The sequence below is a fragment of the Parapedobacter sp. 2B3 genome, assembly GCF_041925275.1.
Classification (GTDB): domain Bacteria; phylum Bacteroidota; class Bacteroidia; order Sphingobacteriales; family Sphingobacteriaceae; genus Parapedobacter; species Parapedobacter pyrenivorans_A.
Map to the genome: position 1 here is coordinate 73,187 of NZ_JBHEUZ010000014.1, position 15,780 is coordinate 88,966.

At 51.1% G+C, this 15,780-nt stretch carries 15 protein-coding genes; 11 read left to right on the top strand and 4 right to left on the bottom strand.

The window, feature by feature from the left end; genetic code table 11:
* Window positions 1-63: 63 nt before the first annotated feature.
* Entirely contained in the window at window positions 64-960 is an 897-nt protein-coding gene (locus ACEVG1_RS15760) for a DUF3078 domain-containing protein (RefSeq protein ID WP_374744674.1), read from the bottom strand.
* A gap of 73 nt (window positions 961-1,033) precedes the next feature.
* Between ACEVG1_RS15760 and rlmH the strand changes: the two genes are divergently transcribed.
* From rlmH to ACEVG1_RS15785, 5 genes are all read left to right on the top strand, one after another.
* A complete protein-coding gene (gene rlmH / locus ACEVG1_RS15765; RefSeq protein WP_374744675.1) occupies window positions 1,034-1,507 on the top strand; it encodes a 23S rRNA (pseudouridine(1915)-N(3))-methyltransferase RlmH in 474 nt (157 codons plus the stop codon).
* 87 nt (window positions 1,508-1,594) lie between these two features.
* On the top strand, window positions 1,595-1,717 hold the full coding sequence (locus ACEVG1_RS15770) for a hypothetical protein (protein WP_374744676.1): 123 nt from the start codon (window positions 1,595-1,597) through the stop codon (window positions 1,715-1,717).
* Between the two features lie 122 nt (window positions 1,718-1,839).
* A complete protein-coding gene (locus tag ACEVG1_RS15775) occupies window positions 1,840-4,257 on the top strand; it encodes a TonB-dependent siderophore receptor (RefSeq protein WP_374744677.1) in 2,418 nt (805 codons plus the stop codon).
* A gap of 33 nt (window positions 4,258-4,290) precedes the next feature.
* Entirely contained in the window at window positions 4,291-5,460 is a 1,170-nt protein-coding gene (locus ACEVG1_RS15780; RefSeq protein WP_374744678.1) for a PepSY-associated TM helix domain-containing protein, read from the top strand.
* Window positions 5,450-5,641 carry a hypothetical protein gene (locus ACEVG1_RS15785; RefSeq protein WP_374744679.1) on the top strand — a complete coding sequence of 64 codons (192 nt, stop codon included), beginning with the start codon at window positions 5,450-5,452 and terminating at the stop codon, window positions 5,639-5,641. The genes ACEVG1_RS15780 and ACEVG1_RS15785 overlap by 11 nt, the downstream gene beginning before the upstream one ends.
* A 47-nt stretch (window positions 5,642-5,688) precedes the next feature.
* Here the strand turns inward: ACEVG1_RS15785 and ACEVG1_RS15790 are convergent, their stop codons facing one another.
* Window positions 5,689-6,126, bottom strand: coding sequence for a DUF5606 domain-containing protein (locus tag ACEVG1_RS15790; RefSeq protein WP_374744680.1), 438 nt, complete (start codon window positions 6,124-6,126; stop codon window positions 5,689-5,691).
* Entirely contained in the window at window positions 6,123-6,572 is a 450-nt protein-coding gene (locus ACEVG1_RS15795) for a peptidylprolyl isomerase (RefSeq protein ID WP_374744681.1), read from the bottom strand. Before ACEVG1_RS15795 ends, ACEVG1_RS15790 begins: the two co-directional genes overlap by 4 nt.
* A 126-nt stretch (window positions 6,573-6,698) precedes the next feature.
* On the opposite strand from ACEVG1_RS15795, the gene radC reads away from it, so the two are divergent.
* From radC to ACEVG1_RS15825, 6 genes are all read left to right on the top strand, one after another.
* Window positions 6,699-7,394, top strand: coding sequence for a DNA repair protein RadC (gene radC / locus ACEVG1_RS15800; protein ID WP_374744682.1), 696 nt, complete (start codon window positions 6,699-6,701; stop codon window positions 7,392-7,394).
* Between the two features lie 41 nt (window positions 7,395-7,435).
* A complete protein-coding gene (gene pheT, locus ACEVG1_RS15805; protein ID WP_374744683.1) occupies window positions 7,436-9,832 on the top strand; it encodes a phenylalanine--tRNA ligase subunit beta in 2,397 nt (798 codons plus the stop codon).
* A 113-nt stretch (window positions 9,833-9,945) separates the two neighbouring features.
* Entirely contained in the window at window positions 9,946-10,254 is a 309-nt protein-coding gene (locus ACEVG1_RS15810; protein WP_374744684.1) for a hypothetical protein, read from the top strand.
* A 36-nt stretch (window positions 10,255-10,290) separates the two neighbouring features.
* Window positions 10,291-10,581 (top strand): cell division protein ZapA, encoded by a 291-nt coding sequence (locus ACEVG1_RS15815; RefSeq protein WP_374744685.1) that lies wholly within the window; start codon window positions 10,291-10,293, stop codon window positions 10,579-10,581.
* A 323-nt stretch (window positions 10,582-10,904) separates the two neighbouring features.
* Window positions 10,905-12,455 (top strand): ribonuclease Y, encoded by a 1,551-nt coding sequence (rny, locus tag ACEVG1_RS15820; protein ID WP_374744686.1) that lies wholly within the window; start codon window positions 10,905-10,907, stop codon window positions 12,453-12,455.
* A 34-nt stretch (window positions 12,456-12,489) separates the two neighbouring features.
* On the top strand, window positions 12,490-13,032 hold the full coding sequence (locus ACEVG1_RS15825) for a hypothetical protein (protein ID WP_374744687.1): 543 nt from the start codon (window positions 12,490-12,492) through the stop codon (window positions 13,030-13,032).
* Window positions 13,033-13,045: 13 nt separating this feature from the next.
* Here the strand turns inward: ACEVG1_RS15825 and ACEVG1_RS15830 are convergent, their stop codons facing one another.
* Entirely contained in the window at window positions 13,046-15,556 is a 2,511-nt protein-coding gene (locus tag ACEVG1_RS15830) for a hypothetical protein (RefSeq protein ID WP_374744688.1), read from the bottom strand.
* Window positions 15,557-15,780 lie beyond the last annotated feature (224 nt).

Sequence of the window (15,780 nt, forward strand, 5' to 3'; positions counted from 1 at the left end):
CATAAGTCAATAGCCGTAAGTCATTAGTCGACTAATGACCTACGACTAAAGAAGACCTACGCCTTAAAACTTATACGTAATCCCTGCCCCGAATACCTGCCGTACCTGCAGGGTGGGACGTTCCGAACCTGGAACGAACGCGCCGTTTTCCTGGCGTGGGATGAGCGTGTTGTCGTCATAGATGAGCTGCAGACCGCCGTTTACGGAGATATAATCGTTTACCTTCATAAACAGGTTAAGCGTATAGTCCACATCCACGTTCTGCGGATCTTCCAGGTAGTTCGAGTACAGTTTGAGGATGTTTTCCACACTGATGTTTTCCATCAGGTTGGCTTTGTAGTACGCATCGAACGAAGCACCGAACTCAAACCGGGATGTCGATCCGGGGTCGACCCCGAAAGCCCCCTGTGCCGAAAGGTCGTCATGCGTTACGAAAATGAAACGGGCTGCCGCAGGAGAGAGGTTGAACCGGAAGTTGTCGGATTTCTTGTAGGCGAAACCGGGGCCGAAGCTGAGGTATGCCGGTGCGAAGGCAGTCGAAATCAGCGTACTGTTATTGTCGGCATCGTATTGGAAGCCATCGGCAAATTGCGTGTTGAAGTTCAGGTAGAAGGTATACAGCCAATGTTCGGTCGCTTCATAGCCAAGCAGGCTGTTCAGCACGAACCGGTCGTCGTTCTTGCGCCAGCCGATTGATTTCTGCTTGGTAAGGCCGTAGGCGGCGATGACTTTGTTGTCCCAACTCCACTTGTCTTTCTTGTAGTTGAAGTCGTAATTGAAAATCAAGTTGGCCGCGAACGAGTTGATACCGCCGGCGGCCCAGTTGGAAAAGGAGCTCTGGTTGAGCAGCAGCGTGTTTTCGCCTGACACCCGCCAGCTGGTGTCTGCGGAAGTTTCTTGGGCCCGGGCATACCAAACCATAGCCAGCGCTATGCAAAGCAAGGATAGTGTTTTTTTCATGATTGTGATAAGATATGTTTAAAATTGCCTACAGAAAAACAAAAGGGATGCCAAAATTGCCTAAGTTTGCTACATGCGTATAACCCTGTTGTGTGTGGGCAAAACAGACGATGGCCAGCTAGCTACGGTTGTTGATAAATTCCAGCAGCGGCTGAAACACTACATACCGTTCAGTATGGTTAGCATTCCCGATGTGAAGAACACAAAGCACCTGCGTGCAGACCAGCAACGAGCCAAGGAAGGGGTAGCCATACTCAAATACTTGTCGCCCGGCGATCACGTGGTATTACTGGACGAACGGGGGAAGGAATACCGTTCGGTCGACTTTGCCACGTACCTCAATAAGCTGATGGTGGGCAGTGTGCAGCATGTGGTGTTTGTGGTCGGTGGACCCTATGGTTTTGATGAAGCGATCTATGAACGCTCCAATAGCCGGATTTCACTTTCGAGAATGACCTTTTCGCATCAAATGGTGCGGCTGTTTTTTGTGGAGCAGCTCTACCGGGCTTTCACCATCCTGAAAGGGGAACCGTATCATCATGAGTGAGCCGTGGTTTGTGGCCAATGCGTATGGAATTGAGGGTGTTTCCGCATCCAAACAAATAGGAAGAAACAATTGTTAACTAATCAGCTCATGAATATACCCAAACGGAAATATCACTACAAAGGTGCCGATACCACCCGTGAAAGCCGCGTCTTCTGGATTATGGTCATCATCGGTTTAGCAATCGTAGCCGCTATTATTTTCTGGCTCTAAGCCTTTATTTCATCCCCCGCTTGTCTCTTTTATGCCTGGGTTTGGCTACGGAAGTTTTTTTAAATTAAATTGTTTAGATTTAATTTAAATAAAATACTTTTGCCGCACACAAGTCAAAACAAATGAATCGGAAATTTTATTATACACTCCTGCTGCTTTTTGCTGCGGTGTCTACCTATGCGCAGACCGGAACCATCCAAGGCTCGATAACCACGTTTGACGGCAGTGCGGCCGAATCGGTGAATGTCAGGATAAAAGGTACCAACCGGGGTGCTACCGTAGATCGCATGGGGAATTACCAAATCAACAATGTTCCGGCTGGCAGGGTAACCGTCATGGCCTCGTTTATCGGCCTCGAAACCCAGGAACGCCACGTAACCGTGGTGGGCGGTGAGGCCGTCGCTGTAAACTTCGTGTTAGCCGAGAGTGCTGCGCAACTACGCGAGGTGATCGTGTCGTCGCAGCGGCCCGCCAATAAGCCAACAAATGTGGCAAAGATTCCGCTGAAAAACCTTGAGAACCCACAGGTATACAATACGGTATCCGCGGAGCTGATGAAACAGCAGGTGATCACGGCCTACGATGATGCGCTGCGTAATGTGCCCGGCATCACCCGCACTTGGGAGGCCACCGGGAGGGCAGGGGATGGTGCTGCTTATTTCGCGCTGCGTGGCTTCGATGCGCAACCGGCATTGACCAATGGCTTGCCGGGCTTGACCAGCGGTAACCTCGACCCCGCAAACATTGAGGAAATCCAGGTGATGAAAGGCCCTTCGGGAACGTTGTTCGGCGGCAGCTTTTACAGCTATGGCGGACTGATTAATACGATTACGAAAAAACCCTACGACGGGTTTGGTGGCGAGGTGGCCTATAGCTTGGGTAGCTATGGCTTGAACCGCATCACGGCAGACGTAAACACCCCCCTCAGCACGTCGGAAAAAATTGCGCTGCGGGTGAATGCGGCCTACCACTCCGAAGGGAGCTTCCAGGATGCCGGGTTCAAGAAATCGTTCTTCATCGCACCGACGTTGGCCTATGATGTGAATGACAGGCTTTCCTTCCAGGTGATGGCCGAAATACTCGAAGAGGAACGTGCCGTGGCACCCGTATTCTTCCATTCCGATCGGTTCAGTCCGCTGGACTTCACGACCCTCGGGGAACTTAATCTCAATCCGTCCTTGTCGTTTACAAGCAATGACATCACCATCAAAACCCCCAAATATAACCTGCAGGGCCAAATGGTGTATAAATTGTCTGACCAGTGGACATCGCAGACCGTCGTCTCCCGCGGCACGGTGAAATCGGACGGTTACTATACCTATATATGGGACGACGTAGCCGGTGACAACGATTTCAGCCAATATTTCCATAAGGAAATGCAAACAACCCATACCACGAATATCCAGCAAAATTTCAATGGCGATTTTCAGATCGGCAAGCTGCGCAACCGCTTGGTGGCCGGCCTTGACTATTACCGCCGTGACATCGTAGACAATGGATCGGGGTGGGGATGGGCGCGTAACGTGACGCCTCAGGGCGATGTGAACTACATCGATCCCTATACCGGTGAGGAGCAAGCGCCGGTATATATGACACGGGCATCGGTAGAGAACCTGTTGGGCGGACTGGAAGGAACCCTGAGCAATATAGCCAATAGCGCCTACGGAGCATATTTCTCCAACGTGCTCAATGTCACGCGGGGTATCATGGCGATGGTAAGCCTGCGCGCCGATTATTTCGACTCCCTTGGCGAAAAAAACACGACGGAAGACGACTTCGGCCAATTTGCGCTATCACCGAAGTTCGGCTTGGTGTACCAACCCGTATTAGATAAGGTGTCTATTTTCGCCAGCTACATGAATGCCTTTGTAAACGTAGCGCCGCAGCAGGTGTTTGACCAAGATGGCAATTTCGTGCGGGTGCATTCCTTTAGGCCGGAACAGGCCAACCAATGGGAATACGGTGTGAAGACCAATTTGTTTTCCGATAAGTTGTACGCTACGTTATCGCTGTATGATATCAAGGTATCCGACAGGGTATACCCCGATCCAACCAATCCTTACAACTCCGTTCAGGGCGGAAAAGTGGGTAGCAAAGGGGTGGAGTTTGACCTCAGTGCACATCCGGTCGCGGGCCTGAGCCTGATTGCGGGTTACAGTTACAATGAGACGAAGGTAATCGAAGGCAACGACGACGACTTTTATTCCGAGCCGGGAAGAAGCCCCGGTGGACAGGGTCCACAGAACCTGGCCAATTTATGGGCTACCTACCGGTTCCAGAACGGTACGCTTAAAAATTACGGCATTGGCATAGGCGGCAATTATGCTAGCCAATACAAGGTGATCGATAACAGCCAGACAGGTGATTTCTACTTGCCTGCCTATACCTTGCTGAATGCCAGTATGTTTTATAACGGAGACCGCGTACGGGTGACATTCAACGTGAACAATATCGCTGACGAGGAATACTATATTGGCTACTGGTCGGTAAACCCGCAGAAAGGCCGTAATGTCGCTGCCAGCGTAGCTTATAAATTTTAATACCTTCGATAGAATTGTTTATCTTCGGCCAGCATGAAGGCGCAGACGATTAGGAATTGGTTTAATATACATAAGTGGACCAGCTTGGTCTCTACGGTATTCCTGTTGATGCTGTGTATTACCGGGCTCCCGTTAATCTTTTACGAGGAAATCGACCACTGGATGCACGGCGAATTGGAAGCATCGGCATCGGGGGCCTCCTTGCTTTCGAAAGACGTGGTCTTACAAGGAGCAATGAACGAAATTCCAGGGAAGGAAGTGAAATATATCTTCTGGGACCCGGACCACCACCCGGGCCAGATGTTCGTGACGTTGGCTGATTCTGCGGAAGCACCCATTGAAGCGGACCACTACCTCACGATGGACGAACATACCGCGGCCGTGCTGGATGCGCCGCCCAATGAACTGGATTTCATGCTGGTGATGTATTACCTGCACGTGGAAATGCTGGCCGGGATACCGGGCAAGTTATTTCTGGGGCTGATGGGTGCATTGTTTATCGTCGCCATCATATCGGGTGTGGTACTGTATGGTCCCATCATGAAGCGCTTTGATTTCGGCATGATCCGCACCGAGAAATCGGCACGGCTGCGTTGGCTGGATTTGCATAACCTGCTCGGCATTGTTACGTTGGTGTGGGCATCGGTAGTGGGTATTTCCGGTGTGATTAATACCCTAGCTGACCCTGCTCTTGAAAGCTGGCGATCGGGGCAATTGGCCGAGTTGGTGTCGGCATACAGCAATAAGCCCAAGGTGGAGGGTAAGTTGAGTTCATTGCAAGCGGCGCTCGATACCGCGCAGGCGGCGGCACCCGAAATGGAGGTCTCGTTTGTTGCCTATCCGGGAACGCTCTATTCCAGTGCCCACCACTATGCGGTATATATGATCGGCACCACTCCGCTTACGTCTAGGATCATCAAGCCTGCACTCATTGATGCCAAAACAGGCGAACTGACGGCCATGCAAGATATGCCTTGGTACCTCAAAACGATTTTCATTTCCCAGCCCTTCCATTTCGGCGATTATGGCGGCATGCCCATGAAGGTCATGTGGGCCCTTTTTGACCTCTTAACGATCGTCGTCCTGGTATCTGGCCTATATCTTTGGTTTGCCCGGCGCAAGGCAAAAGCGGCCCAATTGAAGAGAATGGTCAAGAATATCGAATCACTCACCCTTTCTACCGTTGAAGAAGATGCCCGTTAACGACAAGGCTTGGGTAAGACTCTGGGGAATGCCTATCTTGATGGGTTTGATTACGCTCGTGGGGCTATTGTTGGCGATTATGGGTACCGGCTTGTGGTTGCATGTGCTTTCGTGGATTGCCTTGGCTATACCGTTGTTCGCCATGGCCAGGTATGGGGCCCGCTTTTTCAAGAAAGGGTAATCAGCCTGCCCATATCAAGGCGATATGGGCAGGTTTGGCTGAAAGAGTTATTCGTCGGTTACCGTTTTCCCTCCTGAGGGCTCCGGATCCACCGGTTCGGGTCGCTCCTCGTTGAAAAGCGGCAATCCCTTGATGATGCCATACCACGTGATGATCTTTTTGATATCTGAGCTGTACACGCGGCTTTCGTCATGGCCGGGTGCCACCTCCCTGAAAAATTCGCGCAGCGTTTTGCCGTCAGACTTGCTGTCGGGCACATTGCCCGTTGCCTTCACGCGCTCCAGGATATCCGGCAGTTTCAGGTCTTCCTCCTCGCCATAGACGGTGATGTCTTCCAGTGTAGCCAGCTTGGTGGTGGCGATGTTGACCACCGATTTTATCTTCTGTGCGTCGAGGGTTTCCAGGATAAACCCGCTTTTGTTCTGGCCGATCAGCTTAAACAGCCCCGGTTTGCCAGTTACCGATACCAGTGCTTTTAAGTTCATGACGTGGTGTCCTCCTCAATGATGTCAATTCCCAAGATTTTGTCCCCTTGGCGGATGTCGTCGATCACATCTACATTTTCAACCACTTTGCCAAAGCAGGTATGGTTCCTGTCGAGGTGCGCCGTATTATTGCGGCTGTGGCAGATGAAAAACTGGGATCCACCCGTATCGCGGCCGCGATGTGCCATGGAAAGTACGCCCCTGTCGTGATATTGGTTGTCGCCATCCAACTCGCATTTGATGGAATATCCCGGTCCGCCGGCACCTGTACCCGTGGGGTCACCGCCCTGTATGACGAAATCGGGGATAACGCGGTGGAACGTTACGCCGTCGTAATAGCCCGACTTAGCCAGCTTCAGGAAGTTGGCAACGGTGCCCGGGGCATCCGCATCGTAAAACTGGACGGTGAGGTCGCCTTTTTCGGTCTTGATAATTGCTTTACTCATCTCTTTAAATTTGGACCGCAAACTTAGGAAAGCAAGCCAATAAAAGCAAGCGGACCCGATTTATTTGTCAAACTGCCGGCGGTTGCGTATATTTGGGTGTCGATGCGGTAACCTTACTATATACCTATGGATAACCTATCACGTGTAACCATCAAAGCATGGGCGGAAGCGGACCGCCCGAGGGAAAAACTGCTCGCGCGGGGCCGGCGGTCACTGTCGGATGCCGAGTTGCTGGCTATCCTTATCGGTAGCGGCTCGCGCGATGAGTCCGCGGTAGAACTCTGTAGGCGTATCCTCTACGATCAGGCAAATGATCTCAACGAACTGTCGCGGCTGTCGGTGGCAGAACTGTGCCGTTACAAGGGCATCGGCGAAGCCAAGGCCATCAGTATCGTCGCCGCGCTCGAACTTGGGAGGCGCCGTAAAGTGCAAAAGGAGGAAGAACGCCCGGTGCTCAATAGCAGCACGCGGGTTTACGATTACCTGGAGCATGTGTACCGTGATTTACCTTATGAAGAATTTTGGGTGCTCTACCTTGCCGGTGGATGCAAGCTCATTGCCAAGCAGTTGATTGGCAAGGGCGGCAATGACTTCACGCCCGTGGATATCAAGCAGGTATTGCGCTTTGCGCTGGAGTACCGCGCAACGGGCATCGTACTTACCCATAACCACCCCTCCGGTACGCTCAAGCCCAGTACAACGGATGTGCAGCTGACCAAGAAATTAGCCGAAGCGGCTATGCTGCTCGACCTATCCATCAATGACCACCTGATTTTCACCGATGCCGGTTACTACAGCTTCCGCGATGAGGGCTTGTTGTAACAAGAAAAAAAATCTAAGTTTGCACAAATTCCGAAATCAGGATGAACATATCATATACTTGGCTTAAAGATTTTATACAAACCGACCGCACACCGACGGAACTTTCGGCAATTCTTACGGACATCGGACTGGAAGTGGAATCGCTCGGTGTGGTGCAGCGCATACCCGGTGGCCTCGAGGGGCTGCTGATCGGTGAAGTGAAAACCTGTGGCCAGCACCCCAACGCCGACCGATTGAAAGTAACCACCGTAGACATCGGGGCGGACGAACTGTTACCTATCGTTTGCGGTGCCCCCAATGTGGCGGCCGGCCAACGGGTAGTGGTGGCCCCCGTGGGTACGACCGTGTATCCCACCAGTGGCGAACCATTCAAAATCAACAAATCCAAAATCCGTGGCGAAGTTTCTGAAGGCATGATCTGTGCGGAAGACGAAATTGGCTTGGGCACTGGGCATGATGGCATCATGGTGCTCGATGAAGGTGCGCCCGTGGGTATGCCCGCCAAAACCTATTTCGGATTGCAAGATGACCATGTTTTCGAGATAGGGCTCACCCCAAACCGCGCGGATGCGGCCTCGCACTTGGGCGTTGCGCGCGATGTAGCGGCCTTTATGCGCTGCGGGTACCGCATGCCGGATGTATCGGCATTTGCCCCGGCGGGGTCGCAACCGCTGCCTGTAGCCGTAGAAGACACCGCGGCATGCCCCCGGTACACATCGGTAACGATCAATGGCGTACACGTAAAGGAGTCGCCGCAATGGCTCCAGGATCGACTGAAGGCAATCGGCGTGCGCCCTATCAACAACGTGGTAGACGTGACCAACTACGTGCTCCATGAATTGGGGCAGCCATTGCACGCATTCGATGCCGACCAGCTGGCGGGCAACCAGGTGATCGTCCGGCAGGCCAAGCCCGATGAGCCTTTCGTTACGCTCGACGGTATAGCGCGCAAGTTACACGCAGAGGACCTGGTGATCTGTGATGCGGAGAAGCCGTTGTGTATCGCTGGTGTATTCGGTGGCATCCATTCTGGCGTAACGGAGAGCACGACCCGCGTATTCTTGGAGAGTGCCTGCTTTAATCCGGTATCGGTACGCAAAACGTCTAAGCGCCATGGCCTCAAAACCGATGCTTCATTCCGTTTCGAACGGGGCACCGATCCCGATATAACGGTATTGGCACTCGAAAGAGCGGCCCTGTTACTTACGGAGCTGGCAGGTGGGCAGGTCGCTACCGCTGTATCGGATATATACCCCGATCCGATTCGGCCCTTTACCTTTGATGTAAGGTGTGCGGAAGTGCGGCGGCTTATCGGGAAAGCCATCCCCGATGGGGAGATAAAGGCCATCATCGACGCCCTGGGTATCACGTTGCTGGCCGAGGCTAACGGCGTGCTCACGGTACAGGTGCCACCCTATAAAGTAGACGTAACCCGCGAAGTGGACATCATTGAAGAGGTACTCCGTATCTATGGGTATAACAACATCGAAATCGATAGGCAGATCAGGGCGTCCCTCAATACATCGCCCAAACCCGATAAGGAAGTGGTGCAAAACCAGGTTGCCGATTTGCTGATTGGCAATGGCTTCCGCGAGATTTTGTCTAATTCGTTGACGAAGCTGGACTATGCGGATGATCCCGCACACGCAGTACGGATATTGAATCCGCTAAGTTCTGATTTGGATACCATGCGGCAAAACCTGCTGTTTTCCGTGCTGGAAGCCATTGCTTACAACCAGAAGCGCAGGCATGCGGATTTGAAGTTTTTCGAATTCGGCAACACTTACCGGCTGGATGGCGAGGGATACATCGAGCGGCAGCACCTCGCCCTTGCAGTAACTGGCAGCCGTTTGGCGCAGCAATGGAACCATGCTGGCAAGGCCGTATCTTTCTACGATGTCAAGGCCGCCGTGGATGCTTTGTTGCGGCGATTGCAGATTTCGGGTTGGCAGGAGTCCGATGCCCCGGCATCGCATTACGCTTATGGGGTAAGTTATGAGCGGGGTGGAAAAGCATTGGTTTCGTTCGGTTCCGTAACACGGTCGGCACTGGATAAGGCCGATGTGGCCGGCGAGGTGTTTTACGCGGATTTCGACTGGGGGGGCATCCTTAAAGCTATCCGTAAGAACAAGATTACGTACCGCGAAGTGGCCAAGTACCCGGCGGTGCGGCGTGACCTTTCACTCTTGATCGATGCCGATGTGACCTTCGGCATGCTCAAGCAGATTGCCGAGCGCACCGAGCGTAAGCTGTTGAAGGACATTTCCGTGTTTGACGTTTACAAAGGGGATAAATTGCCCACGGGAAAGAAATCGTACGCCTTGCATTTTGTGCTGCAAGACGAGGAGAAAACCCTTAACGACAAACAAATTGATGCGATTGTTAAAAAATTAATTGCTAATTTTGAAAAAGAAGCCGGAGCGGAGGTGAGAAGTTGAAACGGGGTTTTAGATTGAAACGTTTGGATTGCGCCTACAGCAAATGGAACGAAGTGACATCCCGAAAGCGTAGTGCATCGGGAGAGCAAAAAAGCAAATAGCAAAAAGCAACAATGTCCTCATTAGCGAAACAACTGACCGGTGTGGTGGCGAATACGCGTAAATTGTTGGATTTATGCGGGTCTTTGCAGGCGGAGAATGATATGCTGAAGCTGGAGGTGCAGTCGTTGAAAGTGGCGGTTGATACGAGCATCGACAAGAATAAGCAGTTAGAAGAAAAAGTGAAAGCGCTTACGGTAGCCCGTTCGTTGGATGAGGTTGAAGTAGGTGAGGCGGGGATAAATGAAAAAATACTTGACACAAAACAAAAAATTAACGATTTTGTGCGAGAAATAGATAAGTGTATCGAGTTGCTCAAGTAGTGGGCAGTGCGTGAGAAATGGTGAATTAGCTCAAACATGGGAGAGATTTCCATAAAAATAAACATCGCGGACCGGATTTACCCATTGCGGGTAGACATGGCAGAGGAGGAGGTTATCCGGCGAGCGGCTAAATTGATAAACGACAGGATTAAAGAATTTCAGGAAAACTACGCCGTAAGGGATAAGCAGGATTTATTATCGATGAGTGTACTTCATTACGCCACCGGGATGCTGAAAGCGGAACGGAAAACAAGTGCGGATGACGCGGGGATTGCAAAGGCGGTAGACGAGTTGGACGGTATGTTGACTGAATTTTTTAACAAATAACGTTCTTATTGATAGGATAGAGCTTTAAACAACGAATTAACCGCAGTTAAATTCGGGTTTCACTATTTTAAACTTAACGCTTCAATATCACAAGGCGTAAATGAGATGTAGGCCATTTTGCGATAGCCATCTGGTCAGGATCAATACGCTAAACCTGTGTAGATGAAGTTTATGATACATGAGACCCGATTCATTTAATTGCGGTTTTTTTTTACTTTTTTTTCTGCGCTTTGCATTTCGCTCTTTGCGATTTGCATGCAGCAAACAAGCAAACAGCAAAACAGCAAATAACAAACAAGCAAATAGCAAAAAACAAACAAAACATGGATATCATATACATTATCATAGCATTTGCAGTGGGGGTGGTCATCGGCCGCTTTGCGCTGCGGGTTTTATTTAAGCGGCAAGAGGTGGCGGCCCAAAACAAGGCCAAGAAGATACTTAAGGAAGCGGAGCAGGCAGGCGAACACCTGAAGAAGCAGCGCCAGCTGGAGGCGAAGGAGAAATTCCTGCAACTGAAAGCGGAGCACGAGAAGGAAACCAACCAGAAGAACAATAACCTTAATCAACGCGAAAACAGCATCCGGCAGAAAGAGCAGTCGCTCAACCAGAAGCTGGAAACCCTGAATCGTGAGAAGCAAGAGGTCGAGAACCAGCGCAAAAACCTGGAGCGGCTTACGGAGATCAGCGAAAAGAAGCAAAAGGAGGTGGAGCAGCTCAAAGCGCAGCACATCAAACAACTGGAAACCATTGCTGGCCTTTCGGCCGAAGAAGCCAGTGCGCAGCTGATCGAAAACCTCAAGGAGGAGGCCCGTTCCAAGGCAATCATCCAGATCAAGGACATCGTGGATGAGGCGAAGCTTACCGCCACCAAGGAAGCCAAGAAAGTGGTCATCCAAACGATACAACGCACCGCTACCGAAAGCGCCATCGAAAACACGGTGTCTATCTTCAATATTGAAAACGACGAAATCAAGGGGCGTATCATTGGCCGTGAGGGACGCAATATCCGGGCGCTGGAAGCTGCCACGGGTGTGGAGATCATCGTTGACGACACCCCTGAGGCCATCATCCTCTCGGGGTTTGATCCCGTACGCAGGGAGATTGCGCGGCTGGCGTTGCACCGGTTGGTAACGGACGGGCGTATACACCCTGCACGTATCGAAGAGGTGGTAGCGAAGACCAAGAAGCAGATCGAAGATGAAATTGTGGAAATTGGTGAGCGGACGGTGATCGATCTGGGCATCCACGGGCTTCACCCCGAATTGATACGGATGGTGGGACGGATGCGTTACCGCTCATCCTACGGGCAGAACCTGCTCCAACACTCGCGCGAAGTGGCCAACTTCGCGGCGACAATGGCATCTGAGCTTGGGCTGAATGTGAAACTGGCCAAGCGTGCCGGATTACTGCATGATATCGGCAAGGTGCCGGATGACAACCCGGAGTTGCCGCACGCCATCCTGGGCATGCAACTGGCAGAGAAATACAAGGAACACCCCGAAGTGTGCAATGCCATCGGTGCCCACCACGACGAGATCGAAATGACATCGTTGATATCGCCGATCGTGCAGGCCTGTGACGCCATTTCCGGCGCCCGCCCCGGCGCCCGGCGGGAAGTCGTGGAAAACTACATCAAGCGGCTGAAGGAGCTGGAAGAATTGGCGTTGTCTTATCCGGGTGTGGAAAAAACCTTTGCCATCCAGGCAGGGCGCGAATTGCGGGTGGTAGTTGAAAGCGAACGGGTATCCGATCAGGAAGCCGAATTGTTGGCAGCGGATATATCCACCCGTATCCAGACGGAAATGACCTACCCCGGGCAGATCAAAGTAACGGTCATCCGTGAAACACGGTCGGTTTCTTATGCGAAATAAATAGTCGTATGTCATTAGTCGTAAGTCACTAATTGTGAGTCGTAAGTCAGGAGTCAAAACACAGAAATCGATACCGGAGGTGCCGAAACGGCCGGTGGACGTCTGTTTCGAAACATTCAACCGCCAATACCGGCATCCGGTGAACCAGATCGTCCAGTGGATAGCACTTCCTGTTTTCGCATTTTCGATATTGGGCTTGGTATGGATGGTGCCTTTTCCGGAGGTTGCTTTCCTGAAGAAATACGGCTATGATACCTTTATCAACTGGGGGTCGTTTTTCATTGCGGGGATGGTTTATTACTACCTCCGTTTAGCACCTACCTTGTCGTATGCGATGCTGCTCACCACCGGGATATACAGTTTTTTGATTGTCCGGTTAGAATATGTAGAGCAAGCTGGTGGACCCCCGGTTTGGTCGGTATGCGCTTGTTTATTGATGGCGTCGTTGCTGGCGCTTTACATCGGTAAAAACATGGAAAAGGTAGCCGTTCCGTTCCGTAGCTTCCTCAAGTTACTGTTGCTAGGACCTATCTGGCTTTGGCATTTCATCTTTAAAAAGTTGAATCTGCCGTATTGACCGCTACGGTCGTTTAACCGTACCGCTTTGACAGCGCTCCCAATCCAGCTGTATAGCCGTATGCGGCAAATTGGAACTTGAGGTTGTTGATATGCTGGATGCGCTCCTCTTTTGAAACCCGTTCCAGCATCAGGAAGCGGCAGTAGGCTTCAAGTAGCTTGAAGCCGCGGGCTTCGCAAAGGGCAATGGCGCGTTGGCCGATTTCTACTACGTCATGGCTACTCGCGGCATCGCTCGTTTGCAGCAGGAAAATAATATATAGCAGTTGGTATGTGGAATTATTGTGTGCATTTAGCGAAAGTCGCTTTACGCGAGACAAAGCTTCCTCACCCCGCCCATTCTCCCATAGGTAGAATGCATTGATCAATATTTCCACATCGGTTTCGAATCGGTTTGCCGTGGCTGTTTTTTCAAGTCGCTTATCGATGAGTTCCTGGTAGGGAAGCGTCACTGCCTTGTTGCCAGACACCTTCATGTAGAGGTAAAGCAATACATCGATATGGAACGGCGCGGCCAACGTCTTTGCCAATGGCAGGCGGTAAGGCAATGCGTTCAATTCGCGCATAGCCTGTTGGTCGATGGTGCCGCCCTTGAAGCGCTGGTATAGGTAAGACAATAGGAGAAACGGGTTGATGGCAAAAGGCGTGTATGCTTCCGGTGGCAGGGCAGCGAGCGGTTCGAGCTGTTTGAGCAGGGCCTCTTCATCCCATTTCAATAGCGCTATGGTAGCCAACTTGCTGCGTAGGGAGATCTCATGTTTTTCCGTCAGGTCGAAAAAGAGCAGCTTCTCAAGGTTAGGTTCGAACTCGGTCTGGAAACTGATATAACGGAGCATATAGTCAAGGAAGGATGCATGCTGGAGCCCTTCGTTGATTTTCTCGCATAATGCCGTATCGCGTCTGGCTAGCCTATAGAGGCCATCACAGACGAAGGAGATGACATCGAACGTATCGCTTCCGATGAATGGGATATGTTCCAACTGATTGACCAACCGGAGGTCTCCCGACTTGATTTGGAAGAGTAGCAACCACTTCAGCTGTTCCCTTTTCGCGTTTTCATCGAGGGGTGATGTACTTACCGAATCGATTAGCCCCTCTATATCGGTATACCCGTTGAATAATTCGAGCGCAATGAAGTAATTCGCAATGGTGTCCGATTGAAATTGCACCACGGTTTGCTGCCGCACTTCGAAGTCGCAAGTTGTTTCATGCAGCAGGCCCGAATAAAGCAGGTCGTTGTAGGCCACCCGGTGCTGTCTGATGGCTGGGTAGGCTGCCTTCCTGTTAACCTGCAACCGGCCGTCCTGCTGCTCTATCGCTGGCGACAGTTCTTCCAAGAGTGATTGTTTGCCAAGCGTATTCACGCCGTTGAACACTTTCTTTTTCAGGTATTGGATGATGATAAGGTATTCTTTGAACGACGTGACCTGGTTGGGGTCCAAGCGGTCGCCAACCAGCTCGTAGTAGTACTGGAAAAACAAAGGCGTATGGATGAGCTGGGTGTTTCGGGTCCGCAGCGCCGGATAGGGTCTGAATGATCCGTTGATATTTTGTGCCAGCTGGTGGAGTTCGGCATGCGAAAATGGCGGCATGCCGGCAGCTTCCCTGGGTTGCCCGCCAAGCTGCAGCGAAAACCATTGGGGGTTGATGACCGTTTCCCTGAATAGGTCCTCGAACTTCAGCAACGAGGCGGTACGTAGCATGAGTACGATGCGGAACCACGTAAATTGGGCGAAGTGGTTGACCATGTCCATGAATTGGGAAATCACCATGTAGAATTGCCTATCGGCCACCAGGTCGCTATGTAGCTCATCGATGATGAGGTAGAAATTACCCGGAGCCCCTTTGCGGTGTTCTTCCATAAAACTATCTAGGAGTTCGGTGGTTTCGAACCCCAGGAGATGGGCCAGCCAGCGGTTGCTGTGGTAACCGAACGCCGTACCCTGCAGCAGGGAAAGGCCATTGGTAAACAGGTAGATGTCATTGGATGAATCGACGTGTATCTGGCCGATCTGCTTTTCCACCCAGCGCGATACTGCGATGGTTTTACCGCAGCCCACGTGACCATGGAGGATGCCGGTGGTTGCTCCGCTGGAGAGGAACCGCTCGGCGAATTGGTTGATGTATTCTCTATCTATGGTCAAATGATAGGGTATGCCACACTTATACTTATTGCTTTGGATATTGAACAGGCTGATTTTTGTGGCGTTCAGTGAAATTTCGCCCCACGTCCGTTGCTGTGCGGTATGCAGTTTGCTCTGCTCGAGGTCGGTGTAAAAGTTGTCCCAGCTTTCGAAACCACAATATTCTGCCAATGCGTTCAATGTATAGATGGAAGGCTGGTGTATGGAGGAGGCGAACCCGAATACCCGCTTTAGCGTGGTTTCGCTTACGCTTTTGTTAGTGGTTACTTTGATTTCGAGCGCCAGCCGGTAACAGTCGGCCGGCACCAATTGGGCGATTTTTGCTTTCTTTAATACGAGCAATTTTAGCTTATCAAAATAAGCATGTAAATATGTTTTCATAGCATAGGATGTAGATGTTTATGCCGATGGCTGCGTCACGGTATCAACGGTTTCGGTTACACGTTGATTGTTTTTCGAATCATCGGTTACTGATAATGCTGCATAGCTGTTGTGTTTTTATTTATAACTATTGCCGGGTAACCATTTTGCTAAAATAGCCAGTTTCATCAAGTTTTCGCGATTAGCAAAGGCTGTCTCCAAAAATAAGATATTTCTTTCGTCCT

Bases quoted from the DNA above. Each gene is read 5' to 3' on its own strand.
- ACEVG1_RS15760 (WP_374744674.1), bottom strand. From the start codon at position 960: ATGAAAAAAACACTATCCTTGCTTTGCATAGCGCTGGCTATGGTTTGG.
- rlmH (WP_374744675.1), top strand. From the start codon at position 1,034: ATGCGTATAACCCTGTTGTGTGTGGGCAAAACAGACGATGGCCAGCTA.
- ACEVG1_RS15770 (WP_374744676.1), top strand. From the start codon at position 1,595: ATGAATATACCCAAACGGAAATATCACTACAAAGGTGCCGATACCACC.
- ACEVG1_RS15775 (WP_374744677.1), top strand. From the start codon at position 1,840: ATGAATCGGAAATTTTATTATACACTCCTGCTGCTTTTTGCTGCGGTG.
- ACEVG1_RS15780 (WP_374744678.1), top strand. From the start codon at position 4,291: ATGAAGGCGCAGACGATTAGGAATTGGTTTAATATACATAAGTGGACC.
- ACEVG1_RS15785 (WP_374744679.1), top strand. From the start codon at position 5,450: ATGCCCGTTAACGACAAGGCTTGGGTAAGACTCTGGGGAATGCCTATC.
- ACEVG1_RS15790 (WP_374744680.1), bottom strand. From the start codon at position 6,126: ATGAACTTAAAAGCACTGGTATCGGTAACTGGCAAACCGGGGCTGTTT.
- ACEVG1_RS15795 (WP_374744681.1), bottom strand. From the start codon at position 6,572: ATGAGTAAAGCAATTATCAAGACCGAAAAAGGCGACCTCACCGTCCAG.
- radC (WP_374744682.1), top strand. From the start codon at position 6,699: ATGGATAACCTATCACGTGTAACCATCAAAGCATGGGCGGAAGCGGAC.
- pheT (WP_374744683.1), top strand. From the start codon at position 7,436: ATGAACATATCATATACTTGGCTTAAAGATTTTATACAAACCGACCGC.
- ACEVG1_RS15810 (WP_374744684.1), top strand. From the start codon at position 9,946: ATGTCCTCATTAGCGAAACAACTGACCGGTGTGGTGGCGAATACGCGT.
- ACEVG1_RS15815 (WP_374744685.1), top strand. From the start codon at position 10,291: ATGGGAGAGATTTCCATAAAAATAAACATCGCGGACCGGATTTACCCA.
- rny (WP_374744686.1), top strand. From the start codon at position 10,905: ATGGATATCATATACATTATCATAGCATTTGCAGTGGGGGTGGTCATC.
- ACEVG1_RS15830 (WP_374744688.1), bottom strand. From the start codon at position 15,556: ATGAAAACATATTTACATGCTTATTTTGATAAGCTAAAATTGCTCGTA.